The organism is Mesorhizobium sp. M0088, from assembly GCF_040322895.1.
Classification (GTDB): Bacteria; Pseudomonadota; Alphaproteobacteria; order Rhizobiales; family Rhizobiaceae; genus Mesorhizobium.
Window position 1 is genome coordinate 1 of record NZ_JAMYUI010000025.1, and the last position, 26,440, is coordinate 26,440.

Annotated in this window: 25 protein-coding genes and 1 pseudogene; 16 read left to right on the forward strand and 10 right to left on the reverse strand. The window is 63.4% G+C overall.

All coding sequences use genetic code 11. The features are described 5' to 3' along the window. Positions 1 to 77 precede the first annotated feature (77 nt). Positions 78 to 722 carry a cysteine hydrolase family protein gene (locus NKJ67_RS26315; protein WP_352584022.1) on the reverse strand — a complete coding sequence of 215 codons (645 nt, stop codon included), beginning with the start codon at positions 720 to 722 and terminating at the stop codon, positions 78 to 80. A gap of 127 nt (positions 723 to 849) precedes the next feature. Here NKJ67_RS26315 and NKJ67_RS26320 point away from each other — a divergent pair, with 127 nt between their 5' ends. Beyond that, entirely contained in the window at positions 850 to 1,845 is a 996-nt protein-coding gene (locus tag NKJ67_RS26320) for a GlxA family transcriptional regulator (protein WP_352584024.1), read from the forward strand. 5 nt (positions 1,846 to 1,850) lie between these two features. Here NKJ67_RS26320 and NKJ67_RS26325 read toward each other — a convergent pair whose 3' ends face one another. Beyond that, positions 1,851 to 2,408: a sugar O-acetyltransferase gene (locus tag NKJ67_RS26325; RefSeq protein WP_352584026.1), complete on the reverse strand. Its 558-nt coding sequence runs from the start codon at positions 2,406 to 2,408 to the stop codon at positions 1,851 to 1,853. A 143-nt stretch (positions 2,409 to 2,551) separates the two neighbouring features. Here NKJ67_RS26325 and NKJ67_RS26330 point away from each other — a divergent pair, with 143 nt between their 5' ends. The 4 genes from NKJ67_RS26330 (at position 2,552) to NKJ67_RS26345 (ending at position 6,826) form a co-directional block, all read left to right on the forward strand. Continuing rightward, positions 2,552 to 3,013, forward strand: coding sequence for a membrane protein (locus tag NKJ67_RS26330; protein WP_023809876.1), 462 nt, complete (start codon positions 2,552 to 2,554; stop codon positions 3,011 to 3,013). After that, positions 3,010 to 4,386 (forward strand): FAD-containing oxidoreductase, encoded by a 1,377-nt coding sequence (locus NKJ67_RS26335; RefSeq protein ID WP_127321329.1) that lies wholly within the window; start codon positions 3,010 to 3,012, stop codon positions 4,384 to 4,386. Before NKJ67_RS26330 ends, NKJ67_RS26335 begins: the two co-directional genes overlap by 4 nt. A gap of 125 nt (positions 4,387 to 4,511) precedes the next feature. Beyond that, positions 4,512 to 5,684: an MFS transporter gene (locus tag NKJ67_RS26340; RefSeq protein ID WP_127272313.1), complete on the forward strand. Its 1,173-nt coding sequence runs from the start codon at positions 4,512 to 4,514 to the stop codon at positions 5,682 to 5,684. 86 nt (positions 5,685 to 5,770) lie between these two features. After that, entirely contained in the window at positions 5,771 to 6,826 is a 1,056-nt protein-coding gene (locus NKJ67_RS26345) for a M14 family metallopeptidase (RefSeq protein ID WP_127272312.1), read from the forward strand. Position 6,827: 1 nt separating this feature from the next. Here NKJ67_RS26345 and NKJ67_RS26350 read toward each other — a convergent pair. After that, positions 6,828 to 7,657 (reverse strand): annotated as a pseudogene (locus NKJ67_RS26350) (isocitrate lyase/PEP mutase family protein). Between the two features lie 34 nt (positions 7,658 to 7,691). Next, positions 7,692 to 7,868 carry a hypothetical protein gene (locus tag NKJ67_RS26355; RefSeq protein WP_164767439.1) on the reverse strand — a complete coding sequence of 59 codons (177 nt, stop codon included), beginning with the start codon at positions 7,866 to 7,868 and terminating at the stop codon, positions 7,692 to 7,694. Positions 7,869 to 7,906: 38 nt separating this feature from the next. Between NKJ67_RS26355 and NKJ67_RS26360 the strand changes: the two genes are divergently transcribed. Both NKJ67_RS26360 and NKJ67_RS26365 read left to right on the forward strand, forming a co-directional pair. Further along, entirely contained in the window at positions 7,907 to 10,096 is a 2,190-nt protein-coding gene (locus tag NKJ67_RS26360; RefSeq protein WP_256747463.1) for an anthranilate synthase, read from the forward strand. Between the two features lie 5 nt (positions 10,097 to 10,101). Then, the gene (locus NKJ67_RS26365) at positions 10,102 to 11,049 is read left to right on the forward strand and encodes a cation diffusion facilitator family transporter (protein ID WP_352584030.1); all 948 of its coding nucleotides are present in this window, start codon (positions 10,102 to 10,104) and stop codon (positions 11,047 to 11,049) included. Between the two features lie 202 nt (positions 11,050 to 11,251). On the opposite strand, the gene NKJ67_RS26370 is transcribed toward NKJ67_RS26365, so the two are convergent. Then, a complete protein-coding gene (locus NKJ67_RS26370) occupies positions 11,252 to 11,458 on the reverse strand; it encodes an antitoxin (protein ID WP_032808618.1) in 207 nt (68 codons plus the stop codon). Between the two features lie 19 nt (positions 11,459 to 11,477). Continuing rightward, positions 11,478 to 12,581, reverse strand: a complete 1,104-nt coding sequence (locus NKJ67_RS26375; RefSeq protein ID WP_128308072.1) for a hypothetical protein — start codon at positions 12,579 to 12,581, stop codon at positions 11,478 to 11,480. A 102-nt stretch (positions 12,582 to 12,683) separates the two neighbouring features. Here NKJ67_RS26375 and NKJ67_RS26380 point away from each other — a divergent pair, with 102 nt between their 5' ends. The 6 genes from NKJ67_RS26380 (at position 12,684) to NKJ67_RS26405 (ending at position 16,410) form a co-directional block, all read left to right on the forward strand. Next, positions 12,684 to 13,121 (forward strand): DsrE family protein, encoded by a 438-nt coding sequence (locus NKJ67_RS26380; RefSeq protein WP_127270547.1) that lies wholly within the window; start codon positions 12,684 to 12,686, stop codon positions 13,119 to 13,121. 150 nt (positions 13,122 to 13,271) lie between these two features. Next, complete coding sequence (locus tag NKJ67_RS26385; protein ID WP_127270549.1) at positions 13,272 to 14,051, forward strand: SDR family NAD(P)-dependent oxidoreductase; 780 nt, start codon at positions 13,272 to 13,274, stop codon at positions 14,049 to 14,051. A gap of 63 nt (positions 14,052 to 14,114) precedes the next feature. After that, a complete protein-coding gene (locus NKJ67_RS26390; protein WP_127320720.1) occupies positions 14,115 to 14,423 on the forward strand; it encodes a putative quinol monooxygenase in 309 nt (102 codons plus the stop codon). Between the two features lie 159 nt (positions 14,424 to 14,582). Continuing rightward, the gene (locus NKJ67_RS26395) at positions 14,583 to 14,828 is read left to right on the forward strand and encodes a type II toxin-antitoxin system Phd/YefM family antitoxin (RefSeq protein WP_056595839.1); all 246 of its coding nucleotides are present in this window, start codon (positions 14,583 to 14,585) and stop codon (positions 14,826 to 14,828) included. Then, the gene (locus NKJ67_RS26400; RefSeq protein ID WP_127270551.1) at positions 14,825 to 15,211 is read left to right on the forward strand and encodes a type II toxin-antitoxin system VapC family toxin; all 387 of its coding nucleotides are present in this window, start codon (positions 14,825 to 14,827) and stop codon (positions 15,209 to 15,211) included. Before NKJ67_RS26395 ends, NKJ67_RS26400 begins: the two co-directional genes overlap by 4 nt. Positions 15,212 to 15,306: 95 nt before the next feature. After that, complete coding sequence (locus tag NKJ67_RS26405) at positions 15,307 to 16,410, forward strand: AbrB family transcriptional regulator (RefSeq protein WP_352584034.1); 1,104 nt, start codon at positions 15,307 to 15,309, stop codon at positions 16,408 to 16,410. Positions 16,411 to 16,417: 7 nt separating this feature from the next. On the opposite strand, the gene NKJ67_RS26410 is transcribed toward NKJ67_RS26405, so the two are convergent. Together NKJ67_RS26410 and NKJ67_RS26415 are read right to left on the reverse strand one after the other, a co-directional pair. Beyond that, positions 16,418 to 17,497 carry a siderophore-interacting protein gene (locus tag NKJ67_RS26410; RefSeq protein WP_128308073.1) on the reverse strand — a complete coding sequence of 360 codons (1,080 nt, stop codon included), beginning with the start codon at positions 17,495 to 17,497 and terminating at the stop codon, positions 16,418 to 16,420. Between the two features lie 129 nt (positions 17,498 to 17,626). Continuing rightward, complete coding sequence (locus NKJ67_RS26415) at positions 17,627 to 18,520, reverse strand: LysR family transcriptional regulator (protein WP_127269787.1); 894 nt, start codon at positions 18,518 to 18,520, stop codon at positions 17,627 to 17,629. A gap of 147 nt (positions 18,521 to 18,667) precedes the next feature. Here NKJ67_RS26415 and NKJ67_RS26420 point away from each other — a divergent pair, with 147 nt between their 5' ends. After that, positions 18,668 to 20,203, forward strand: coding sequence for an MFS transporter (locus NKJ67_RS26420; protein ID WP_352584037.1), 1,536 nt, complete (start codon positions 18,668 to 18,670; stop codon positions 20,201 to 20,203). Positions 20,204 to 20,226: 23 nt separating this feature from the next. Here the strand turns inward: NKJ67_RS26420 and NKJ67_RS26425 are convergent, their stop codons facing one another. Both NKJ67_RS26425 and NKJ67_RS26430 read right to left on the reverse strand, forming a co-directional pair. Next, the gene (locus tag NKJ67_RS26425; RefSeq protein ID WP_352584039.1) at positions 20,227 to 21,003 is read right to left on the reverse strand and encodes an esterase family protein; all 777 of its coding nucleotides are present in this window, start codon (positions 21,001 to 21,003) and stop codon (positions 20,227 to 20,229) included. A 4-nt stretch (positions 21,004 to 21,007) separates the two neighbouring features. Continuing rightward, complete coding sequence (locus tag NKJ67_RS26430) at positions 21,008 to 22,174, reverse strand: ATP-grasp domain-containing protein (protein WP_256747461.1); 1,167 nt, start codon at positions 22,172 to 22,174, stop codon at positions 21,008 to 21,010. A 424-nt stretch (positions 22,175 to 22,598) separates the two neighbouring features. Here NKJ67_RS26430 and leuA point away from each other — a divergent pair, with 424 nt between their 5' ends. Beyond that, positions 22,599 to 24,326 (forward strand): 2-isopropylmalate synthase, encoded by a 1,728-nt coding sequence (leuA, locus tag NKJ67_RS26435; RefSeq protein ID WP_352584041.1) that lies wholly within the window; start codon positions 22,599 to 22,601, stop codon positions 24,324 to 24,326. Between the two features lie 196 nt (positions 24,327 to 24,522). Then, positions 24,523 to 26,298 (forward strand): tetratricopeptide repeat protein, encoded by a 1,776-nt coding sequence (locus NKJ67_RS26440; protein WP_352584043.1) that lies wholly within the window; start codon positions 24,523 to 24,525, stop codon positions 26,296 to 26,298. Positions 26,299 to 26,440: the final 142 nt, after the last annotated feature.

The window sequence follows — 26,440 nt, forward strand, 5'->3', positions numbered from 1 at the left end:
GTTTTTTTATTATACTTTTTTTTCTACCAAAATGGGGGGCTTCCTGTGGGGCGCCCCTTTCTGTTTTTAGATAGTCCCTACGCGGCGCTGCGTGACAGCGCCCGCTGGTTGGAGCCGAAGATGGTGTCGCGTTCCGGCAGCGCGCCGGTCTTCAGGCACTCGACCCATTCGGCGGTCTTGAGCACGGCGGCAAAGCGCGACTGCAGGATGATCGTGACCACGCGGTGGATCTCCTCGGCCGAGGCGTAGCCGGCGCTGTTGGCGTAAGGCACCGATCCGGTCGCATCCGACAGGAACTCGACGGCAAAGCCCATATGCACGGCGTGGATGATGGTCGACAGGTCGCAATTGTGCGTCATGTAGCCGACCACCGTGATCGTATCGATGGCGTTGGCGCGCAGCCAGTCCTCGAGGTCGGTGCCGGTGAAGGCGGAGGGCAGGTTCTTTTCGACATAATGGTCGCGCCCACGCCTGGCGATTTCGGGATGCAGTTCGCCGCCATGGCTTCCCCCGGCGAAGATCGGCGATGTCTCGGGCGCCATCTGCTTGACGACCACCACCTTGATGCCGGCAGCAGTCGCTGCATCCATCGCCCGCGCCACATGGACGACGCTGTCGCGGAACGGCGGATGCTGGATGGCAAGACTGCCGCCATCATAATCGTTCTGCACATCGACGACGATCAGCGCCCGGCGTGGCGTGGCGTGGGCTGGGTCAGACATGGTGTTTTCCTTTCCGGCTTGAATGCGATGGACCGAAAATAGGCGGACTCCCCGACAGTCGAAAGTGGCCCGATTGACATCATTCGAAAGAATTGGGACAATCCGCATTCAACTGCCGGAAGCACCCATGACCGACCCGATCATTGCCGTACTCGCCTTCGACGGCATCAGCCCGTTCCACCTTTCCGTACCGTGCCTGGTCTTCGCAGAGGACAGGACGGCGCTTGGCCTGCCGCGCTTCGACTTCCGCATCTGCGCGGTCAAGCCCGGCCCGATCCACACCGAGGCCGGACTGACAATTGCCGCGCCGCATGGACTCGAAGGGCTCGACGGCGCCGATATCGTCATCATTCCAAGCTGGCATCATCTCGGCGAGCCGGCATCGCCGCCGCTGATGGAGGCGCTGCGCCGGGCGCACCAACGCGGGGCCTTGATCGTCGGCCTGTGCCTTGGAACCTTCGCCATTGCCGCGGCCGGGCTGCTTTCGGGCCGTCGTGCCGCGACGCACTGGGCCTATTCCGAACAGTTGCAGAAAATCCATCCCGACGTCGCCGTCGATGCCTCGGTGCTCTATGTCGACAATGGTGACATCGTGACCTCGGCCGGCGTCGCCGCCGGTCTGGACTGCTGTCTCCACATCGTGCGCGCCCGCTACGGCGCGGAAGCGGCACTGCGGCTCGCCCGCCAGATCGTTCTTTCTCCGCATCGGCAGGGCGGGCAGGCGCAATTCATCGAGCATCCGGTGGAAAGAAGCGCGGACGCCGACCGGTTCACCCAGGCCCTCGACGCGGTTCGCGCGGCGCTCGGAGAGACTCATAGCCTGGATAGCGTCGCCGAGGCCGCCGGCCTGACCCGGCGCACCTTTACCCGCCGCTTCCAAAAATCGATCGGCACCAGTTTCGGCGATTGGCTGACCAGCCAACGGATAGAACTGGCTCAACGGCTGCTGGAGGCAACGGAGAAATCGATGGACCTGGTGGCGTTCGAAGCCGGCTTCGGCAGCGCCACCTCGCTGCGTCAGCATTTCGCCGCAAGGCTCAGAACATCGCCGGCGCAGTATCGGCGCGAATTCTCCAGAAGGACCGACCAGGGCGAGCGCATGACGTACGTTCTGTCGTCCTGATCTATTCAGTCCCGCTTGACCTGATGTGCCGGATTGCCGACCACCGTGGTGTTCGCAGCCACGTCGCGCGTCACCACCGCGCCGGCGCCGACGATGGCACCTTCACCGATGCTGACGCCGCCAAGGATGACGGCTGAGCCGCCGATCCACGCATTGGCGCCGATCTCGACCGGCTTGGCGATCTCCAGTCCAGCTTGCCGCCCAGCGACCTCCTTGTGATGCTCGGCGCAATAAATCTGCACATTGGGACCGAGCAGCGTTCCCTTGCCGATGCGCACACTCGCCGTGTCGAGGATGGTGCAGCCGGCATTGAGGAAGACGCCGTCGCCGAGAAAGATGTTGAAACCATAGGCGCAGTGAAACGGCGCCTCGATGCGGGCACCCTCGCCGGCGTCGCCGAGTAAAGCTTTCAAGCCCGACCCGAGATTGCCGCGCTGCCGCGGCGGCAGGCAATTGTGCTCGAACACCGCGTCACGCGCTACCATACGCAAGGACTCCAGCTCATCATCGAGGCAGGTGTACCATTCGCCGGCCGCCATCCTCACGCGCTCGCTTTCGGCCATGACGCGGTCTCCAGTTCACGTCCTTCAAAAGCACAAGTGCGGCCAACAGAAAAGCGCCGATGCAAGTACTGGTCAAATATTGGACCTATGGTAGCCTGCCGTCTCAAAGGCCGTCCTGGCCCGGTGATCGAGGGGGATCGACCATGCTCTACATTCTCGCACTTCTGATCGGCGTCATTGCCGGTCTTCGCGCCATGACGGCGCCGGCTGCCGTTGCCTGGGGCGCTTATCTCGGCTGGCTGCCGGTTGCCGGCACCTGGGCGAGCTTCATGAGTCACTGGGCGGCTGTCGGCATCTTCACCATCCTGGCCATCGTCGAACTGGTCACCGACCAGTTGCCGTCGACGCCGAGCCGTAAAGTGCCGCAGCAATTCGGCGCCCGCATCGTCATGGGCGCCTTCACCGGCGCGGTGATCGGCGCGACAGGCGGTGCCACCATCGGCGGCTTGATTGCCGGCGCCATCGGCGCTGTCATCGGCACGCTGGGCGGCGCTGAAGCTCGCGGCCGGCTCGCAGCCGCCTTCGGCAAGGATCCGCCCGCCGCCTTCATCGAGGACGCGGTGGCGATCATCGGCGGCCTGCTGATCGTAGCGGCGGTGGCATGACGACGAAAACCTTCGACGCCATCATCATCGGTGCCGGACAGGCTGGCCCTCCGCTGGCCGGCCGGCTGACGGCCGCCGGCATGAGCGTGGCGCTGATCGAGCGCAAGCTGGTCGGCGGCACTTGCGTCAACACCGGCTGCATGCCGACCAAGACCATGGTCGCCAGTGCCTACGCCGCGCATCTGGCGCGCCGCGCCGCCGACTACGGCGTGACGCTCAGTGGCCCCGTCGGGGTCGACTATGCCAGGATCAAGGCGCGCAAGGACAAGGTGACGATCGACGCCCGCACCAATCTCGAGACCTGGATTGCCGGCATGGACAAATGCACCCTCTATCGCGGCCATGCGCGTTTCGAATCCGCCAACACGGTGCGCGTCGGCGACGATCTGCTGACCGCCGAAAAGATCTTCCTCAACACCGGCGGCCGAGCCTCGGTCCCAGACCTGCCCGGCATCCACGACATCGACTATCTGACCAATTCCTCGATGATGGATCTCGACGTGCTGCCGCGCCATCTCATCGTCGTCGGCGGCAGCTACATCTCGCTCGAATTCGCACAGATGTTCCGCCGCTTCGGTAGCGAAGTCACCGTCATCGAGAAGAGCCCACGCCTGACCGGCCGCGAGGACGAGGATGTCTCCGCCGCCATCCTGTCGATCCTCGAAAACGAAGACATCACGGTCCATGTCGGCGCCGACGACATCGCTTTCGCCAGACAGGGCCAGGACATTGCCGTGACCTTCTCCGCCGGCAAACCGCCGGCGGTCGGCTCGCACGTGCTGCTGGCTCTGGGGCGGACGCCCAACACCGATGACCTCGGCCTGGAGAGGGCTGGCGTGGAGGTCGACAAGCGCGGCTTCGTCTCTGTAGACGACCAGTTGCGCAGCAGCGTGCCCGGCATCTGGGCGATGGGCGACTGCAACGGCAGGGGCGCCTTCACCCACACCTCCTACAACGACTACGAGATCGTCGCCGCCAACCTGCTGGACAACGATCCGCGCAAGGTCAGTGATCGCATCGAAGCCTATGCGCTCTACATCGACCCACCGCTCGGCCGCTGCGGCATGACCGAGGCCGCGGTGAAGAAATCCGGCCGTCGCGCGCTGGTCGGCCAGCGGCCGATGACCCGCGTCGGCCGCGCTATCGAAAAGGGCGAGACGCAGGGCTTCATGAAGATCCTGGTCGACGCCGACACCAGGCAGATCCTCGGCTGCTCGGTGCTCGGCCCCGGCGGCGACGAGGTTATCCATAGCGTACTCGACCTGATGTACGCCAAGGCGCCCGTCGACACGCTGGCGCGTGCCGTGCACATCCACCCGAATGTCTCGGAGCTGTTGCCAACCATTGCCCAGGAATTGAAGCCGCTGGTTTGACAGCCTGTTAGCGACCCATTTCAAAGCTCTTCCTTTTCTGCATCGCTGCAATGCAGCAATGCAGCTTGCGCACGGTGGCGTCCTTCGCGCAGTCTCAATTTGAACCGATTCAGTCTGGACGCCCCATGCCCTTGCCGATCCTTGCGCTTGCCATTGCGTCCTTCTGCATCGGCACCACCGAATTCGTGATCATGGGCCTGCTGCCCGAGGTCGCAGCCGACCTCGGCGTATCGATCCCTTCTGCCGGCCTGCTGGTTACCGGATATGCGCTGGGCGTCGTCTTCGGCGCGCCGATCGTGGCGATGGCCACCGCGCATTTGCCGCGTAAGCCTGTGCTGGTCGGGCTGGCCGTCCTGTTCGTCATCGGCAATCTGTTTTGCGCCATCTCGCCCAACTACTGGACGCTGATGGCCGCGCGCGTTTTCACCGCTTTCGGCCATGGCGCCTTCTTCGGCATCGGCTCGGTCGTTGCCGCCAGCCTGGTGCCGCGCAACAAACGCGCCAGCGCCATCGCGCTGATGTTCGCCGGGCTGACGCTGTCCAACATCCTGGGTGTTCCCGCCGGAACCGCACTTGGCGAAGCGTTCGGCTGGCGCTCCACCTTCGTTGCCGTGGTCGGTATCGGCCTGATCTCGGTGGCAGCGATCGCCTGGCTGGTGCCGTCCGATGTCGCCCAGCCAAGCGGTGGCGGCCTGCGCGGCGAGCTGCGCGTGCTGGGCAAGCTGCAGGTCTGGCTGGCCATGCTGATCGCGGCGCTGACCTCCGCAAGCCTGTTCACCGTCTTCACCTACATCAAACCCTACCTCACCGAGGTATCGGGCTTGTCGACCTCGGCAGTCACGTGGGTTCTGCTGCTGTTCGGCGCGGGCATGACCATCGGCAACATTATCGGCGGCAGACTGGCCGACTGGAAACTGATGCCGACAGTGATCGGCACGCTGCTGCTGATGGCCCTGCTTTTCGTTGGCTTCAGGCAGTTCGGCGCAATCGCCAGCGTTGCCGTCGGCATCGTCTTCCTGTGGGGCCTGCTCATCTTCGTCGTCGTGCCGCCGCTGCAGATCCGGGTCGTCGAGGCGGCCTCCGAGGGACCGAACCTCGCCGCCACGCTGAACCAGGGCGCCTTCAATGTCGGCAATGCCAGCGGCGCCTGGATCGGCGGCGTTGCCCTTTCCGCCGGTGTTTCCTATGCCAATTTGCCGCTGGTCGGCGCAGCACTCGCTTTGTTGGCGGTCACCGTCGCCGTGCTGTCGCAGGCGCTGGACCGGCGCGCGCCGGTCATCCCGCTTCCGGCTGAATAGCCTCTTGCGCCCATAGCGCGGCGGGCTGGACCAATCGACATCGGCGCCTTCAAATCGCATGTCTCTCGCTCTTGATGGAGGAAGTCATGCAGAAATCGATCGAGCGCATCGCCGGCGAAAGCGAAGGGGTTTCCTACGAATTCCCGCTGTTCCGCTTCACTGGTTCCGACAAGGCTGCTCCTTCGGCATACCTACAGGCGGCACTCCATGCCGGCGAGTTGCCGGGCGTCGTCGCCATCGACGCGCTGATGCCGATGCTTGCCAAAGCGGAGGCCGAAGGCCGCATCAAGGGCAATCTCACCGTCGTGCCCTGGGCCAATCCGATCGGCCGGGCGCAATATCATTTCGGCGAGCATCAGGGCCGCTTCCATCTGGGCACGCGCACCAATTTCAACCGCGGCTTTCCGCTGCTCACCGCGCCCGACACAGCGCTCTTGCCCGACACCACCCTTGGCAGCGTCGACCAGCGGCTGAAGACGCGGCTGGTGCAGCTCTCGCTCGGCCATGACATCGTGCTCGACCTGCACTGCGATGACGAGGGCCTCGCCTACCTCTACGTCCACACCAGCCTGTGGCCTGCCATGGCCGATTGCGCCGCCGCCATGGGCGTCGACGCGGTCGTGCTGTGGAGCGAGGACACCGACGGCACCTTCGAGGGCGCCTCGATCATGCCCTACCAGAACGTCCCCGCCGATGTGGCCAAGCTCGACCGCCGCGTCGCCACCACCGTCGAATATCGCGGCATCCTCGATGTCGACGGTGCCCTGGCCGCCGCCGACGCCGACGGCCTCTACCGGCTGTTGGTGGCGCGCGGCGTGATCGCCGATAGCACCCTGCCCGCGCCGGGTCCTTTCACCGGCTTCGTGGCGCCATTGGAAAACATCGACATGATGCCGGCGCCACGGGCCGGTGCCGTGCTCTACGACGTGAAACCCGGCGACCGCGTCGCCAGGGGCGCGCGCCTCGCCACCATCGTCCATGCACCGGGTGAAGCCGACGGCCGCACCGAGGTGTTCGCGCCGCAGGACGGCATCATCCTGACCCGCCGCTCGCGCCGCATCATCCGCGCCGGCGAGGATCTTCTGAAGCTGGTCGGCGACAGGAAGAGCACCGACGCCCGGTCGGGAACGCTGGAGGACTGACTTAACCCGAAATAGCTAGTCGCGCCTTCGCCTCCAGCCATTCCGCCATCTGCCGGTAAGGCACCGGGCCGTGGCTGATGCGGGCGACGCCGAGTTCGGCCAGCCGCTGGCGCGGCGGCACGTGCCCCAGCGCAATGATGTTGACCGGCAACGCGATTGCCTTGCAAAGCGTCTCGATCAGGTCCTCATCGCCAAGACCCGGCGCAAAGAAGCCGTGTGCGCCGGCTTTTTCGAAGGCCTGCGCGCGCTCGATGGCCTGGTCGAGCAGGACGTCGTCATGCGCATCCGGTTTCGCCTTGAGGAAGATGTCGGTTCGGGCGTTGATGAACGCCGGTATGCCGGAGGCCTTGACGGCCGCTGCCGCAGCTTCGATGCGTTTTACCTGAACAGAAATGTCGTGCAGGCCGGTGCCGCCGACAACCTGGTCTTCGAAATTGAAACCGATAGCGCCGGCCCGTAGCGCCAACGTCACCGTGCGAGCCACAATCTCCGGATCGACGCCGTAGCCGCCCTCGAGGTCCATGGTCACCGGCAGGTCGACGGCAGTGACGATGCGCTTGATGTTGTCGAGCGCCAGCTCCAGCGGGATTTTCTCGCCCCGAACGCGGCAGCCACCGGCCAGCTTCCGGTGGCGATCGCCTTGGCGCCCGCTTTCTCGACGATCTTGGCCGAACCCGGATCCCAGACGTTGTAGAGAACGATCGGGTTTCCCTTGACGTGGAGGGAATGGAGCGTCCGCGCACGCTCGATCTGCTCGGTCATGGTGTTTTCCCGTCTCCTGCTGTTAGAGGAACAGTCTAAGCGGCACTGTCCGCCCTGGCGATGTGCCATGAGACGCTGAAGCGGCGGCCACCGGACAGGCTTTTCAAATCAGTTGCGCATCCGGTTTTTCGCGGCTATGGATTTTCGCCATGAACATGCGTTCGATCAAGACCATTTGGTGGTGGGCCTGCTGACAGCGGCCTGTTCGAACACGTGCGCGTGAAAAGAGAGGGTGGCCGCAGCGGAAAGTCCGGGCGGCCATTTGTTTTTTCCAAGCCATTCCCGGGTCCGTTGCCCAAGACGCTGATGGAGACGGCAATGACGATAAAGCTTCTGGAAAACGGCGCGGAAAGTTTCGTGACCGCGGGTGGCATAACCATCACGCGCGCGCGCCACGACCGGCCCTATGCGGGCGCGATCGACGCTTACGTTGACGGCCTGAATTCGCGCCGCGGCGCTGTATTTTCCTCAAATTATGAATATCCCGGCCGCTACACGCGCTGGGACACCGCCATCATCGATCCGCCGCTGGTCGTCTCGGCGCGCGGCCGTGCCATGCGCATCGAGGCGCTGAACCGCCGTGGCGAGGCGCTGCTGCCGGTCATCGGCAAGGCGCTCGCCAGCCAGGCGGATGTCACCATCGCCGAGACGTCGAAGACACTCATCCGCCTCGATGTCGCCAAGCCCGGCCGTGTCTTCACCGAGGAGGAGCGCAGCCGCGTCCCTTCAGTCTTCACCGTACTGCGCGCCATCACCGCTCTGTTCAAGACCGAGGAAGACGCCAATCTTGGTCTCTACGGCGCCTTCGGCTACGACCTCGCCTTCCAGTTCGATCCGGTCGAACACACCCTCGAGCGCAAAGAGAGCCAGCGCGACCTGGTGCTTTTCCTGCCCGACGAGATTCTGGTCGTCGACCATTATTCCGCCAAGGCCTGGACTGACCGCTACGACTATGCCGGCGAGGGTTTTTCGACTGAAGGGCTGCCGCGCGACGAAATCACCGAGCCGTTCAAGAGCCCCGACCGCATCCCGCCGCGCGGCGACCATGAACCCGGCGAATACGCCGATCTGGTGCGCAAGGCGATGGATTCGTTCAAGCGCGGCGACCTTTTCGAGGTCGTGCCCGGCCAGATGTTCTACGAGCGCTGCGAGACGCAGCCATCCGAGATTTCGCGCAAGCTGAAAGCCATCAATCCGTCGCCCTATTCCTTCTTCATCAATCTGGGCGAAGGCGAATATCTGATCGGCGCCTCGCCGGAAATGTTCGTGCGCGTCAACGGCCGCCGCGTCGAGACCTGCCCGATCTCGGGCACCATCAAGCGCGGCGACGACGCCATTTCCGACTCAGAGCAGATCCTGAAACTGCTCAACTCGAAGAAGGACGAATCCGAGCTGACCATGTGCTCGGACGTCGATCGCAACGACAAGTCGCGGGTCTGCGAGCCGGGTTCGGTGCGCGTCATCGGCCGTCGGCAGATCGAAATGTATTCGCGCCTGATCCACACGGTCGACCACATCGAAGGCCGGCTGCGCGAAGGCATGGATGCCTTCGATGCCTTCCTGTCGCATGCCTGGGCGGTCACCGTGACCGGCGCGCCGAAATTGTGGGCCATGCGCTTCATCGAGCAGAACGAGAAAAGCCCGCGCGCCTGGTATGGCGGCGCGATCGGCATGGTCAATTTCAACGGCGACATGAACACCGGCCTGACGCTCCGCACCATCCGTATCAAGGACGGCATTGCCGAAGTGCGCGCCGGCGCCACATTGCTGTTCGACAGCATTCCCGAGGAAGAAGAAGCCGAAACCGAACTGAAGGCATCCGCCATGCTCTCCGCCATCCGCGACGCCAAGACAGGCAATTCCGCCAGCACCGAGCGCACGACCGCGCGCGTCGGCGACGGCGTCAACATCCTGCTGGTCGACCACGAGGATAGTTTCGTCCACACCCTGGCCAATTATTTCCGCCAAACCGGCGCCAACGTCTCGACCGTTCGCTCGCCGGTGCCTGAGGAAGTCTTCGACCGGCTGAAACCCGATCTCGTCGTGCTGTCGCCCGGCCCCGGCACGCCGAAGGACTTCGATTGCGCCGCAACCATCAAGAAGGCGCGCGCCCGCGAACTGCCGATCTTCGGCGTCTGCCTTGGCCTGCAGGCATTGGCGGAGGCCTATGGCGGCGAACTGCGGCAGCTGCACATACCGATGCACGGCAAGCCGTCGCGCATCCGGGTCTCCAAGCCCGGCATCATCTTCTCGGGCCTGCCCAAGGAAGTGACCGTCGGCCGCTACCACTCGATCTTTGCCGATCCGGTGCGCCTGCCCGACGATTTCATCGTCACAGCCGAGACCGAGGACGGCATAATCATGGCCTTCGAACACCGCAAGGAGCCTATCGCCGCGGTACAGTTCCACCCGGAATCGATCATGACGCTCGGCCACAATGCCGGCATGCGCATCATCGAGAACATCGTCGCCCACTTGCCCCGCAAGGCCAAGGAAAAGGCCGCCTGACGATCATGGCTGAAGCCGAGAACACGATGGCGATCGCGGCCAAGGCGGCCGCGAAGCGCAAAATCGCCAATCTCGCCTTCTGGTCGATTATCGTCGCTTTTGTCGTGCTCGCGCTGAAGGCTGCCGCCTGGTACGTCACCGGCTCGGTGGCGCTCTACTCGGACGCCTTGGAATCGATCGTCAACGTCATTGCCTCGGTTGCAGCCTTCTGGGCGATCCAGGTCAGCCACAAGCCGGCCGACCAGGACCACCCTTTCGGCCATCACAAGGCCGAGTATTTCTCGGCGGTGCTGGAAGGCGTGCTGATCGTGCTCGCCGCCCTTTTGATCCTCAACGAGGTCTGGCGCCACTGGCAGACCCCGGCACCGCTCGAACAGCCCTGGGAAGGTCTTGCCGTCAACGGCGTCGCTACGGTCATCAACGCCTTCTGGGCCGGGACGTTGATCCGCGCCGGCAGGGCGGAGAAATCACCGGCACTGGTCGCCGACGGCAACCACATCATGACCGACGTGGTCACCTCGATCGGCGTCTTCGGCGGCCTGGTCGGAGCGATCCTGACCGGTTGGCAGATCCTTGACCCCGCACTTGCCGTCCTCGTGGCTTTGAACATCCTGTGGCAGGGCTGGCATGTCATAGGCTCGTCGATGAACGGCCTGATGGACCGCGCCGTCGACACCCAGGAACACATGCGCATCCGTGACGTCATCTCGGCCAATTGCAAGGGCGCGCTCGAGGTGCACGACCTCAAGACGCGCATCGCCGGCCGCGCCACCTTCATCGAGTTTCATCTGGTCGTCGACGCAGACATGTCGGTCGGCGCCAGCCATGTCATCTGCGACCGCATCGAGGACGCGCTGAAAGCCGAAATCCCCTCGGTGCGCGTCACCATCCATGTCGAGCCCGACGACGAGGCCAAGCTGCCGAAGGGCACAACCGCCGTGCCGTTCGCCTGAGGCGATTTCCTGTAGCGACTTGGGAAAATTAACCGAAGCTTCTCGACTTCGTCATCCACGGGCGAAGCAGGAGCGAAGCTCCGTCGCGGAGACCCGAGGATCCATGCCGCGACCTTGTCCGTAGAGTGCAGCGGAACAGAATTCTGCACCGCAGCAGCGCTCAGATGTCACGCATGGATCCTATGGTCTGCGCCGCCAGTCTCTATCGGCCTTCCAAAGCTGCCTCAACAAAATCGTCGTCAAGTGGCCCGGTCAAACTGTCGAGCCAGACCCAATCCTGCGCAAGCGGTTCGAGAACGACCGCTCGGCCCTCGCGACGGATTGAAATCTCGCCGGTATCGAAACGGTATTTCTTCGGCATGCGTACTGCTTGCGATCCGCCAGACCAAAAGACTTTTGCCTTATCCATTCGCGCCCTCCATTGAAGCTCAAGGCGAGCAGGCCGATTGCGGCATCGGCTGCAGCCGATAGACCTTGTCGTCGGATTTCGTCTTGCCATCGGCGGCCTTCGAACACAGGTCGACGATCGCGAGCGCGCTGTTGGGATTTGCCAGCATCATCGTGCCATTGAGGCCACGCTTGAGGAAAATCTCCTTCTGCGCGATGTCGCAGGAAGAATCGCTCATCTTCGAACTGGCCGCGCAGCGCCACTGGTCGGCTTCGCCCTGGCAGGAATAGGTCTGCGTAACCTCAGCCGATTTCTGCCGTGTGGTGACGGTAACGGCAATGTCGGCGCCGTCTGGCCAGTTGGCGGCGTCGCCACCCGAGGCGAAGGACGCCAGCTCTACCTTGCCGCGGAAAACCCGGATCGACTGGGTGAGTTGATCGGGGTGCGAGCCGAGATGCGCCGCATCGTAGTCGCGCCCATAGCAGAAGGCCTGGTCCGGCTTCAGCCGCTCGCGCAGCGGCGGGCCTAGCGCCGGGTCGACCGGATCGATGCGCGCGAACTCCGCCTTGCAGGTCGCCGCTGGGATCGGGTCGAGGCGAAAATTGTCGTCATCCTTGCCGAGTGCCTGCCTGCTATATTCCGCAGCGCCAAGTTCTTCTTCCGAACCGGCATCGAGATAGATGTCGGGCTGCAGATCCGAGAGGAACAGCCGGCCCTTGTCGTCGACCTTCAGCGACGCAAGCGTCCGGTCGCATTCCATGCCGCAATGAACCGGGCCTGTCTTGCCGTCCTCGGACGCATGATTGCACCAGCCGCCGGCCCATTCCGGCGACTTGGCGCCGCGCACGGTGGTGGCGATGAAAGCATTGTAGGACGTGTCGGAATTCACGGTCGGTTCCTCGTTCGGCCGGCTGACCGGATCATGGCCGTAGTAGAAGAAGATCCGCGTTACCTTCTGCTTCGGGTGCGCCTTGAGATGCCCCGCATCATAGACGCGGCCGAAACAGGCATCAGCGCCGTTCGGACTGAGTTCGGTGAGCTTCAGCGCATCGTCGGCGGAGGCCGATCCGGCAAGCAAGCCAAGCAGCGCCGCGCCAAACCCGGCGCCGGCGACTGTCTTCCATTCCCCTGCCCTGAACGCCATGTGATCTCTCCTCCGCATCGACAGGACGCAACGTCAATTTATGCTAGTATTGCGGCCGCAGCCACGCAATTCGCGGCGGGCCGCCAAGCGGAGGAGGATTCCATGCGTCGGCGCGATATGTTCCGCGCGGTTCTTGCCGGAACCGGAACGCTTCTCGGTTTGCGGGCAGCACAGGCAGCCGCCACCGAGCCCGCAAGGCAAAAAGTCGCCTACCACTTGAGCGACACCGACAAGGTCAATTTCGTGCTCGGCAACATCAAGAACCACTATGAGGGCACCGGCGGCAATGTCGACATCGTGCTGGTCGTGCATGGTCCCGCGCTCGCGGCCTTCAAGTCGAAAGGCATATCGGCCGCGATTTCCGGGCGCTTCGCCGGCCTGGTGCGGCAGGGGCTGGAACCCCATGCCTGCGCCAACACCATGCAAGGCATGGATATTTCGCTCCCCGACCTGCTCGCCGGGTTTCATGCCGCCGACAAGGGCGGCGTCGTCAAACTCGCCGAACTGCAAGGCCAGGGTTACGCCTATCTGCATCCGTAGAGCGGTTTGTTTGGCGCAAATTCCCCGAGGGAAAGCGCTACTCGCTTTGCCGGGAAACCGCTCCACACGTTTCCTTGAATTGCTCAAAGGCTTGAACACCGGGGTGGCAAGGGCCTACGAAGGACAGGCAGACCTCCCGGAGGAAGAACCGTGCCAGCCACCACACTCAGCATACCCGATCTTGCCGGCAAGGCAGTGCTGGTCACCGGTGCGTCAACCGGCATCGGAGCGGCGCTCGCGCTGGCCTATGCAGCGCAGAAATGCAAGGTGGCGCTGCACTACAATTCGAGTCAAGACGCCGCCGAGAAGCTCGGCTTGACGATTGCCGACAAGGGCGGCGAGGTGTTTCTCGTTCAGGGCGATTTTTCCGTTGCCGCCGATGTCGAGCGCGTCGTCGAGGACAGCGCGCAATATTTCGGCCGCCTCGACGGGCTGGTCAACAATGCCGGCGGCATGCTTGGCCGCATCCCTTATGCCGAGCAGACCGAGGCGCATTACGACGCTGTGATGGACCTCAATGCGCGCTCGGTGCTGACTGCTTCGCGCAAGGCGATCCCGTGGCTGAAGAAACAGGGCGGCTTCATCGTCAACACCTCCTCGATCGCCGCGCGCAACGGCGCCGGCGGCGGCGCCGGGCTTTACGGCTCAGCCAAGGCCTTCGTCTCCAATGTGACGCGCGGCATGGCCAAGGAACTGATCGGCTTCGGCATCCGCGTCAACGCGGTAGCGCCCGGAACCATTCTCACCCCGTTCCACGAGCGCTATTCGACCGACGAGCAGATGAAGGGCATGGTCGCCACCATTCCGCAGGGACGCGCCGGCACGGCGCAGGATTGCGTCGGCGCCTATCTGTTCCTCTCTTCGGACCTTCTCAGCGGCTACATCACCGGCCAGGTGATCGAGGTGAATGGCGGCCAGTTGATGCCTTGAACGGCTACCGGCATACTGGCGGTCTGCATGTTCTTGTCGAAAACCTCAAAGGGAGACAACGGAATGTACGGACTGATCGGCAAGATGCGGGCGGCGCGCGGCCAGCGTGACGCGGTCATGGACCTTCTGCGCGACAGTACAGGCGCCCTGCCGGGCTGCCTGAGCTATATCATCGCGCGCGACCCCGCCGATGCCGACGCGATCTGGGTCACCGAAGTGTGGACCGACGCCGAAAGCCACAAGGCCTCGCTGCAGCTTCCCGAAGTCCAGGCGGCGATCGCCAAGGCGCGGCCGTTCATCGCCGGCTTCGAATTCCAGGTCGAGACCCACCCCGTCGCCGGCTTCGGGCTGGCTGACGGCAAGACGGGGTGATCCGCCCACGGCTTATGCCGAGGCGAGGTTCGCACTCCAGGTGCAATATCGACAGGTGAACAATCTCGACCCCGGGTTTTGCCAGTCATCGCGCTCCACTTGTAATTCTCTGAAAATGGACTAAGTTCTGTGGACTAAGTCCACTTGGAGAAACCTGCGATGCAGACCGTGAACATCCACAATGCGAAGACCAATCTTTCACGTCTCGTTGACCGAGCTGCCAAAGGTGAGCCGTTCATCATCGCCAAGGCGGGCAAACCATTGGTGAAAGTCGTGCCTATCGATCAGCCGGCCTCGTCGCAGGCGCGAAGGGTCGGTTTTATGGCCGGCCAGTTTTCCGTTCCCGACGATTTCGACCGCATGGGTGGCGAGGAGATTGAGCAACTGTTCGGTGTCAACACTTGAAACTGCTACTCGACACCCATTTGCTGCTGTGGGCGGCTGGCGAACCGGATCGGCTAACACCTGCGGCTCTCGCCGAGATTGAGGACCCCGAGAACGAATTGCTGTTCAGTCCCGCCAGCCTTTGGGAGATCGCAATCAAACGAGGACTGGGACGGGATGATTTCCAGGTCGATCCCCGTTTGCTCCGGCGAGGCCTATTCGACAATGGCTATCACGACTTGCCGATCACCAGTGAACATGCCCTCGCCATCGACGGACTTCCGGCGATCCACAAGGATCCCTTCGATCGAATCCTGGTCGCCCAGGCAACCATTGAGGGGATTACCTTGCTGACGATGGACGATCTTGTCGCCCGTTATCCCGGTCCTATCCGAAAGCTCTGACACCTTGGTAAACTGCGTGACTCGCGCGTCACACAGCTTCCTTTTTCGGCAAAGCGGGGGTTCGCATCGTCCCGCTTCAAGTCTAAGACCGAAACATGGATTCCTCGGCCGAGCAGCCATCCCCGGACCTGCCCACACTCGAGCGCATGGCGCGGATGCGTAAGCTCTGGCAGTGGCTTGCCCTGCTGGTTGTTTCCCTGCTGTTTGCCGGCGCGCTGGAACTCGCCACCCTGCCGGCGGCGTTGCTGATCGGACCGATGCTGGCGGCCATCGTCGCCGGCACCAATGGCGCCACGGTGCGTGTGCCGCATCTTCTGTTCGGCGCCGCCCAGGCGATCGTCGGCTGCCTCGTCGCCAGCTCGATCTCGGCCGACATCTTTCCGGTCTTCTACCAGGAATGGCCGCTGTTTTTAGGCGTCGTGGTGGCGACCGTCACTGCCTCCAGCCTGCTCGGCTGGCTGATCAGCCGCTGGCGCATCCTGCCCGGCACCACCGCCGTCTGGGGCTCGTCGCCGGGTGCGGCCACCGCCATGGTGCTGATGGCCGGTGCCTTCGGTGCCGACCAGCGCCTCGTCGCTTTCATGCAATATCTGCGCGTCATCTTCGTCTCGATGACCGCAGCACTCGTTGCCAAGATGTGGGTCGACACCTCGGGCGTCGAAATCCCGCCCATCGTCTGGTTTCCGCCGATCGACCGCCAGGCCTTCGCCGCCACCATCGGCATCGCGCTGGTTGGCGGCCTGGCGGGAAAGCTGTGCCGACTGCCCTCGCCCTTCTTCCTCGGCACCTTTGTCTTCGGCACCGTCGTCCATCTCGGCTTGGGCGTGGAAATGCAATTGCCGCAATGGCTGCTGGCCGTCAGCTACGCCATGGTCGGCTGGTCGATCGGCCTGAACTTCACCAGGGCGATCCTGCGCCATGCGGCGCGCGCCTTGCCGCAGATCATCGCCTCGATCGTGGCGCTGGTCGCCTTTTGCGGCTGCCTTGCCTTCATGATCAGCCATCTCCTGGGCATCGATCCGCTGACCGCCTATCTGGCGACCAGCCCCGGCGGCATGGACAGCATCGCCATCATCGCCGCAGCAGCGCAGAACGTCGACATCTCTTTCGTCATGGCCCTGCAATCGGCACGCTTCCTGATCGTGCTGGTGATCGGCCCGAGCGTGGCGCGGCTGGTGGCGAGAAGCGTCAGGCAATAAGCAGCGACTAGTCCTCGCCGCCCTCGCCCACGCTATGCGCATCCCGACGCCAGTAGGCCGTAACCAGGTGCCGGTCGCGCGGCAGGCCCCACTGCTTGCGCACGATCTTGCGTATCTCCCGGAAATCGCCGAATTCGCAACTTGCCCAGACGTACAGGCCGTCGGCAAGCGCCATGTGATTGCGCTCACGCAAGGCGGTCGACAATAGGCCCGCGGTGCCGGCCTCGAGGCCGCGCCGGTAAAGCCAGGTGATGTCGATATTGTCCCCTTGCGCCAGCGCCATTCGGTCATCCGGGCTATCGACCTCGATCAGCGCCTCGGCACGTGTTGATGGCGGCAGATGCTCCAAAATCCTGCCGATGGCGGGCAGCGCGGTGTCGTCGCCGAGCAGAAGCAAGGTCTGCGCCACCGGGGCGTCGCCGCCGCCGGGTCCGATCATGCCGATGACGTCTCCCGCCCGTGCGTTTTGCGCGAATGTGGCGGCGGGCGTGTTCTGGCCGGGGTGCAACACGAAATCGACATCGAGCCAACCGCTTGCGGCATCCAGCGCCCGGATCGTGTAGACCCGCACGGCAAGCGCATCGTCGCCAGAAGGCCAGACGATCAAGCCGTCAGCGCCCATCGTCGGCCAAACCAGCCGGCGGCCAGGCGGCGGCAGCAGCAGCCGCATGTGCAGGCCGCCATGGCTAAATCGGCCGAGATCCTTGCCGGCGAAGCGCAGGCGCTGCATATGCGCCGATATCCGCGTCGACGACATCACCGTGATCTCGCGGAAGAAGACCGGAGTACCGGCGTCGCTGCCGTCGCCTTGCCAATGGATGCCCTTGGTCGTGCCGAGATGTTCGGCGACATGGCCGGCGACCGTCATCTTCATGTAGGACAGGCAGGTTTCGTCTGTCGCCGCGACGCGGATCAGCACGCTTTCATCATCGAGCGTAGCGCTCAACGAGCCGTAGTAGAGGCGGAGCTCCCACTGGTCGGCAACGCCAGTGTCGATCTCGAATTCGCTGTGCTCTGCGCGCAGCCGGTCCATCACCGATCTGATCGCCGCGTCGCTGATCCGGGTTTGCGCGCTAAGTTGGTCCATCGCTCAAGTCCTTCGAAACGGTTCGGGCAAGGCGCCGCGCGGCACCCTCACCGTCAGCGGCATGCCACAGCCGCTCCGATGTTTCCACACAAACATGACAATATTAATCATATTTATTCGATGAGTTGGCTACGAGCCGCTTGTCGCAGCAAGTCGCTCGGGAAGGAAATCAACGAAGACGCGCACCTTCGGCGACAGATGGCGATTGGAGGGCCACAGCATCCGGAACTGGCCACGGCCGTCGACATGACCATCGAGGACGGTACGCAGCCTGTCTTCGTGCAGCGCCTCGCGCACCAGGAAATCCGGCATGCAAGCTATGCCGAGGCCGGCGAGCGTGGCGCCCTTCAAGGCTTCCATGTTGTTGCAGGTCAGCATCGAGCGGATCTGCGGTTCGGCGCTTCCGGTAGTGAACGGCCACTCCAGCAGCCTGCCGCTGTTCAGGAAGCGGAAGTTTATGCCGAAATGTCTGATGAGATCAGCCGGCACGCTGGGGGCGCCATGGCGGTCCAGGTAGGAGGGCGCCGCGCACAGCAGCATGCGAAAGGGCGCAACGGGTCTCGACACAAGGCGCGAATCCGGCAGTTCGCCGCTGCGGATCGCGACATCGATACCCTCGTCGATGACGTCGACGATCCGGTCGTTGAAATCGATGTCGAGCTCGATCTCGGGATAGCGTGCCATGAACTCCGACAGCACCGGCAGCAGCAGATGATAGGTGACGATCGGGGTGGATATGCGCAGCCGCCCACGCGGTGTTTCCCGTGTCTGCGACAGCATCGCCTCGGCATCGTCGATGTCGTCGAGGATGCGGCGCACCCGCTCGTTGAACAGCTTGCCCTCTTCCGTCAGGCCAATGCGCCGCGTGCTGCGCTGCAGGAGCCGCACGCCGAGTTCCTGCTCGAGCCGGGCGACACTTTTGCCCACAGCGGAAGCCGAGATGCCAAGCGCCCGCCCGGCGGCGACGAAACTGCCGAATTCGGCGGTGCGGGCGAAGGCCAGGAGCCCGTTGAGACGATCCATTGCGTCATTCCATTCGAGCGTTTCAGTCCGATATGCCAGGAGATATAACACCATTTTTCCTGAAATGCCGACGACCTATCTTGTCATCACGACCGGCTCCGCAATCGCGCGGGCCACCGGCGAGTACTGTTTCAGATAGGGAAATCCATGACTTCCAGGACCACAACCGGCTCTGCCGAGAGATGGCTCGTGCTCTTGTCCGTGTGCCTTGCCGCGATGACGATGCCCTTGACCTTCACCGGTCCGGCCGTCGCTCTGTCGCGCATCGCGGCCGATCTCGGCGGCAGTCCGATCGAGCTCAACTGGGTGACAAACGCCTTCATGCTGACCTTCGGCGCCACCCTGATGGCGTCGGGCGCTCTGGCCGACAATCATGGGCGCAAGCGCCTCTTCCTCGTCGGCCTCTCCCTCTATGTCCTGGCGTCGCTGGGCGCGATGCTGGCGCCGGACATCATCTGGTTCGACATTTTCCGGGCCGCGCAGGGTATCGGCAGTGCGGCCGCCTTCGCTGGCGGCGCCTCGGCACTTGCCCAGGAATTCGAAGGGCCGTTGCGGCTGCGCGCCTTCAGCTTTCTCGGCACCAGTTTCGGTATCGGCCTCGCCTTCGGCCCGATCGCGTCGGGCCTGCTCATCTCTGCATTCGGCTGGCGGTCGATCTTTCTTCTGGTTGCAGCACTCGCGATTACCGCCGCAATGCTCGGCCTGCGCACCATCAGGGAATCGCGAGACCCGGATGCGACTGGCCTCGACTGGGCGGGAGCCGGCACTTTCACGATCGCGCTGGCGTCGCTGACCTATGGCGTGCTCCAGGCCCCACAGAGCGGCTGGGCCGATCCCCTTGTCGTCACCCTTCTGGCCGCTTCTGTCATCTGTTTTGTCGCCTTCGTCTTTGTCGAGCGGCGAGCACAACGGCCGATGCTTGACCTCACGCTGTTTGCCTATCCCCGCTTCGTCGGCGTCCAGTTTCTGGCTGCGGCACCCGCTTACGCCTTCGTCGTCCTGCTCGTCCTGTTGCCGATCCGCTTCATCGGCATCGAGGGCATGAGCGAGATCAAGGCCGGGCAATTGATGATCTGCCTATCAGGCCCGCTGCTGATCCTGCCGATGCTCGCCGGACAGCTGGCGCGCTGGATCGCGCCAGCCACGATCTGCGGCGTCGGCCTGCTCGTCGCTGCCGCCGGGCTTGTCTGGCTGAGCCTGACACCACCGGTCGATAGTGCGCTGGTGGCGCCGCTGATGCTGATCGGCGTCGGCATCGCTTTGCCCTGGGGATTGATGGACGGGCTCGCCGTCAGTGTCGTGCCGAGAGAGCGCGCCGGCATGGCGGTCGGCATCTTCAACACCACCCGCGTCGCTTGCGAGGGCGTGGCGCTGGCGATCGTCATGGCGACCCTTTCCGGCTTTACCGCCGCGCATCTCGCCGCACAGGGAACGGCATCTTCGACGCAGGCAGCAGCGGCAGCCCAACTGCTGGTGACCGGCAATCTCGGCGAAGCAGCACAACATCTGCCCCAGGCCGGAGCCATTGTTCTGGTCCAGGCCTACGAGACGGCGTTCGACAGGCTGCTGATCGTGCTGGCGGCAATCACCGTCATGACCGCCATCGTCGTCTTCCTTGGCCTGCGTCGCGGATCGGCGTCGGAACACGAGACCGTCGCTCTGCCGGCAGGCCAGGAAGGGTAGCTGTCAGCGGACGAGCCCCGCTGTCAGTCGAGCCTGTGCATCAGGTCCTCATCCAGCCAACGGCCGAAGAAATAGACCAGTTGCTTGTGCCACCATGGCCAGTCGTGGCTGACATCGCCGCCCCAGTAGTCGACCCAGGCGGGAATGGATTTGTCGCGCAGGATCTGTTCCAGCCTGCGCGTCTCGACCAGCATCCGCTCTTCCCAGGCGCCCTGGCCGCAGCAGAAGATCAGCCTGAGCGCCTTCAGCCGGGCCAGCAGTTTGGGATCGACGATGCCGGGCAGATAGTCGAGCGGCGAGTTGTAGAAAATGTCGCCCTCGAGCGCTTTGCCGAAGAAGTCGCGCGCCGAATAGACGCCCGACAGGGCAATGACGCCGCTGGCGAGTTCAGGAAAGCGGAAGACGAAGTTCGACGAGTGATAGCCGCCCATCGAACAGCCCGAGAACAGCGGCTTCAGCTTGCGCCCGCCATTGGCCTGCTCGGCTGTGGACAGGAAGTCCGGCAGCGCCTCCTCGCGCACATAGCGGAAATAGGCCTCGTGGCGGGCGATGCGGTGGGCGGCGTCGGCATGCTTGTCGAAGAAGGATTCAGAATCGACGCCGTCGACCGTGAACAGCTGGATGCGGCCGGTGTCGATGAATTCGGCCAGTGCGCCCACCCCGCCGGAATCCTCGAGCTGGTAGAACCGGCCCTGCGAGGTCGGGAACACCACCACCGGCCGGCCGGCATGGCCGTAGCGCTTGTATTCCATGTCGCGGCCGAGCTGGCTCGAGAAATTCTTGTGATAGGAAATGTCCATCGCCTTACGCCTTTTCCGCGTGGATGTACGCGACCGCTGCACGCAACGCTGCTTCGTCCTTCGAGCGCATCTGGTAGGCGTAATTTCCCATGGCGCGGCTGAAAACCTCTTCGATGGCCTGATGGTGGACGATCTTGTCACGCTGCGCGGCTAGCACGTCCTCATGGCTGTGCAAATAGTGGAGGCGCCGCTTGCGGCTGGCATAGGCGGTGAAATACTTCCCCTCGTAAGGGCCGCCGGCGGCATCCCTGACCACCATGTCGGCCCATGCCGCGTAGACGTCGATGTCGAACGTGTAGTTAATGGCATCGGTCATCCAGGCGCCGGGCGGGCGCATGTTGACCTCCAGCGCGATGACCCGGTCGTCCTTGGTCTCGAACAGCTCGATGTGGAAGAAGCGTTCGCGCACGTCGAATGCTTTCAGGATCTTGCGGCCGGCCTCCTCGACCGCCGGGCTGATCCTGGGAAAGCAGGTGTAGCTCATATGGCGGTCCTTGTTGACCACCTCCATGACGCTCTGGTCGTAGCGGTGGCTGGCCGCCAGCACCACCTCGCCGTCGCGGTTGACCAGCCCGTCGAAGGTCACCACCAGCCCCTCTATGAACTGCTCCATGACGAAGGTCACGTCCTCGGGCTTGTCCCGGAAGAACTGGTCGAGCTCTTTGGCGTTGGAGATCTTGAAGGTGTTCGATGCGCCGGAACCGCTGTCGGGCTTGACCACGACGGGATAGCCGACGCGCCGGATGAAAGTCATGGCCCCGGCACGGTCGGAGCATTTGCGCTGCGCGATGGTGTCGACGCCGCTCTTGCGGAAGAAGGCACGCATGCGGCTCTTGCGCTTAAGGTTCTTCACGAAATCGAGCTTGGTGCCGTAGATGTTGAAGTCGGTGCGGATGTTGGCTTCCAGCTCAAGCCAATGTTCGTTGAGCGATTCAAAACGGTCGATACGGCCCCATTTGTGGATGAAATGCCCCACCGCCCGGAACACCGGATCGTAGTCCTCCATGTCGGCGACGCGGTAATATTCCGAAAGGGCTGCTTTCAGCTTGGCGTCGAGCGCGTCATAGGGCGCGTCGCCGATACCGAGCACCCTGGCCCCGGCCTTCTTCAAGCGGTCGCAGAAATCCGCGCCGTTGGCGGGAAAATGCGGCGAGAAGAACACGAAATTCATGGACGACCCCTCCCGCGACAGGGGCATCGAAACCCTGTCGATGCCCGAGTCTGGCGCATTTGCCGCGCGTGGGGAAGAGCGCGCATGTTCGGGACAACATCCGACAGATCACGGCCCACCACGCGGCCACCCACTTGCCTCTCACAAGCGGCTCCTGTAAGAGAACCGCCATGAACACGCGCGCCACCAACGCTTCCCGTTCGACCGGTTTTTCCGGCGAGACCGTGCGCGCGCTGGCTTCGACCCTGCTTCTTCTCGGCCTTATCGGCGATCGCCGGGTTCGCTGAAGGAGCGCCCGGCGGTCGAACCGCCGCGCAAGCGCATGCTCCTTGGCAATCACATCAAGCGAACGAAATTCTGGTAAAGGCGCCGCTCGCCATCAATCCACCGAAGGTGGATCCATGAGCCGCCGGGAGAACCGACGATGAACGCACGAGAAGAAATCCGCTCCGATGCCGCGGTAGCCGACACGGATTCGGCCAAAGGGATGCCCGACGCGGCTCGCAAATATCAGCCCTATCCGACCGTCGGCCTCACCGACCGGACCTGGCCTTCGAAGGTGATCGACAAGGCGCCGATCTGGTGCTCGGTCGACCTGCGCGACGGCAACCAGGCGCTGATCGATCCGATGGGCCATGAGCGCAAGGCACGCATGTTCGGCCTGCTGCTCGACATGGGCTTCAAGGAGATCGAGATCGGCTTCCCGTCGGCATCGCAGACCGATTTCGACTTTGCCCGCTGGTGCATCGAGGAAGGCAACGTGCCCGCCGATGTCTCGCTGCAGGTGCTGGTGCAGTGCCGGCCGGAGCTGATCACCCGCACCTTCGAGGCGCTGAAGGGCGCCACCAACCCGATCGTCCATTTCTACAATTCGACCAGCGAGCTGCAGCGTCGCGTCGTCTTCGAAAAGGACGTCGGCGGCATCAAGCGCATCGCCACCGACGCCGCCAAGATGATCACCGACATGGCGGCCAAGGCCGGCGGAGGCTTTCGTTTCGAGTATTCGCCGGAGAGCTTTACCGGCACCGAGCTGGAAGTGGCGCTGGAGATCTGCAACGCCGTCACAGAGATCGTCAGGCCGACGGCGGACAACAAGCTGATCATCAACCTGCCCTCGACGGTCGAGATGTCGACCCCCAACATCTATGCCGACCGCATCGAGTGGATGTGCCGCAACCTCGACAACCGGGAAAACCTGCTGGTCTCGCTGCATCCGCACAATGACCGCGGCACCGGCATCGCCACCACCGAGCTCGGCCTGATGGCCGGCGCCGACCGCGTCGAAGGCACGCTGTTCGGCAATGGCGAGCGCACCGGCAATGTCGACATCGTCACGCTGGCGCTGAACATGTACACGCAAGGTGTCGATCCCTTGATCGATTGCTCCGACATCAACCGGATGAAGGACGTCTACGAATATTCGAACCAGTTGAAGATCCCCGAGCGCCATCCCTATGTCGGCGAACTCGTCTACACCGCCTTTTCCGGTTCGCACCAGGATGCCATCAACAAGGGCATGAAGGCGCTGAAGAAGGCCAATACGAGCCTGTGGGAAGTGCCCTATCTGCCGATCGACCCGGCCGATGTCGGACGCAGCTACGAAGCCATCATCCGCATCAATTCGCAGTCCGGCAAGGGCGGCATCGCCTATGTGCTGCAGGCAGATTACGGCCTCAACCTGCCGCGCAATCTGCAGATCGAGTTCAGCCAGGAAATCCAGGCGATCACCGATGCCGAGGGCAAGGAAGTGCCGGCCAGGCGCATCTACGAGCGCTTTATCGAGACCTATGTCGACCAGCCCGGCGCGCGGCTGAAATTCCTCGATCACCACACCTATCCCAGCACCGAGATCAAGGGCCGGCGCGTCGTCGAGGCGGTCATCCTCGACAACGGCAAGGAAGTGACGATTACAGGCACGGGTACCGGCCCGATCGATGGCTTCGTCAATGCGCTGTCGCTCCATGTCGGTGTCGAGATGTCGGTGCTCGACTATTCCGAGCACTCGATGCAGCGCGGCTCGAACGCGTCGGCCATTTCCTATGTCGAGATGGAATATCCCGGCGGCAAGCTGTTCGGCGCCGGCATCAACACCAACATCGTCGCTGCCTCGCTGGAAGCAGTGATGTCTGCCGCGAACCGTATCGTCGGTTAAAAAGCCGGCTGACGCCCGGCGGGAACAAAGATCGGAACCGTCCCAATCTGGTGAACGGTTCCGATCTTTCGGGCCATTAACCACCGCGGAATTATCCGGTGGGTACGTGATCGCATAACGGGGTGTATACTTGTGTGGTGGTGCGGGACCTATATGATCGCGCCTCAACCTGTGCCGACTTCGAGAGGATCGACACTTGCAGCATGCCACGCCTGCCGCCCCCGCAGTGCGCGAGACACTGGAGCGACTGCTTGCCAGCCAAACGTTCGGCCGATCCGAACGCGCGCGCAAGCTGCTGCGTTATCTTGTCGAACGTGAACAGGCCGGCGAAGCCGACAGGCTCAAGGGCTTTTCCATTGCCATGGATGTTTTCGGCAAGGACGGCGACTTCGATCCGTCCACCGATGCCGTGGTGCGTGTGCAGGCAGGCAGGCTGCGCGAACTTCTGCAGCACTATTTTGCCAATGAGGGAATTGCCGAGCCGGTCCGCATCGCCATTCCGCGCGGCGGCTATGTTCCTGCCTATGAATTGAACGCGATCCGCCTGCCGGATCTTGCCGAGGCTGTTCCCGAACTCAGGCAGGACGGCGCCGTATCCACCGATCGGTCAAACGAAGCCGGCACGGGCATGCTGGAGGCGATGTCTCTGGCTTCCGTACCATCTTCGCCGGCTCCCTCGGTGGCGCGCCATCTCCGCTTTTTCTGGATGGCGATCGCTCTGGTCATCGCCATGCTGGGCGTACTGATCCTTCGCCAGGGCAGCACTGCCTTGCTGGCAGGCGGCGACATCTCGGCAACGCCGGAGATCGCTGGCGCAACCGCAAGCATCACGGCATCGGCAAGGGCTGACGCCCTGCCGCAAGTCTATATCGGACTGAAGGCTGACGGCCCCGACGCCAGCCGTGTCGCCGCATCGCTGCGCGCCGGCCTGAGTGGCTTCGATACGATCGACTTCATCGGCCGCGACACCGTCGGCGATCCGGCCGACGACGCGACGAGCTTCATATTCGACGTCCTATCTGGACCGGACGCGGGCGACATCACCATAGAACTGCAAAGCATGGCGTCCGGACGGGTGCTTCTATCGCGCAATCTCACCCCCGCCGACAGCGCACCTGCAGCGGTCGAAGACCGTATCGCCGATATGCTTAGCTCGGCACTCCCCGCCTCCGGCACCATCTACAACTATATCGAGCAGACCGGCACGCCAAACGGTCTGACGCAATGCCTGCTGCTCAACGGCAAATATTACCTCGACCAGAACGCCAGGACCCATGAGGCAGCCTACCGATGCCTCGAGAAGCTGGCCAATGGTGGAACCAAGTCCTCGCTCGTCTATTCGGAACTTGCTTCCCTGCATCTCGAGGCGGTGTCCGATCATTACGCCTATCCGCCCAATGCGACGATTGAGACAGCCGTCGAGTTTGCCCATCGCGGCGTGCAGATGGGTCCGACCAGCCCTTATGCGCATCGCTCCTACGGCTATGTCAGTTCGCGCCTCGGCAATACGGACGAAGCGATCCGCTGGATGCGCAAGGCCTATGAACTCAACCCCTACGATCTCGGCATGGCCGCCGCTTACGGCTACGGGCTGATCTTCGCCGGACGATATGCTGAAGGAACGCCGATCCTCGATCATGCGGTGGAGACCTTCAGCGGGCACCCGACATGGTGGGATTACGGGCTGTTCGTCGGTGAGTTCATGCTCGGCGACATGAACAAGGCAGTCGCGGCCAGCATGGCCCTGAGAACGACGGCAACGAAATCACACTATCTGGCGGCGCGGCTGATCGGCGCCAAGGCTGCCGGACAGGATCATCTGGTGAGCACGCTGCTGAAACAACTGACCACCGAGTTCCCCAAATTTGCCGCCGATCCGCGGGCGACTTTCGTCGAGCGGAAATATCCGGCCGACCTGACCGACCGGCTGGTCCAGGCACTCCGCGCTGCCGGGCTCGGCAGCCCAAGCTGACACCATCGACGTCCGCGCACTGGCTGCGCCGCGTCCCGATGGATTTCCGGCGCTCCATCGCAGATTGCCGATTGGTCGCCAGGTTCTGTACACAACCGTACAAATCGCGAAAATTTTACTGGTCATCACGTTGGACTAGGAG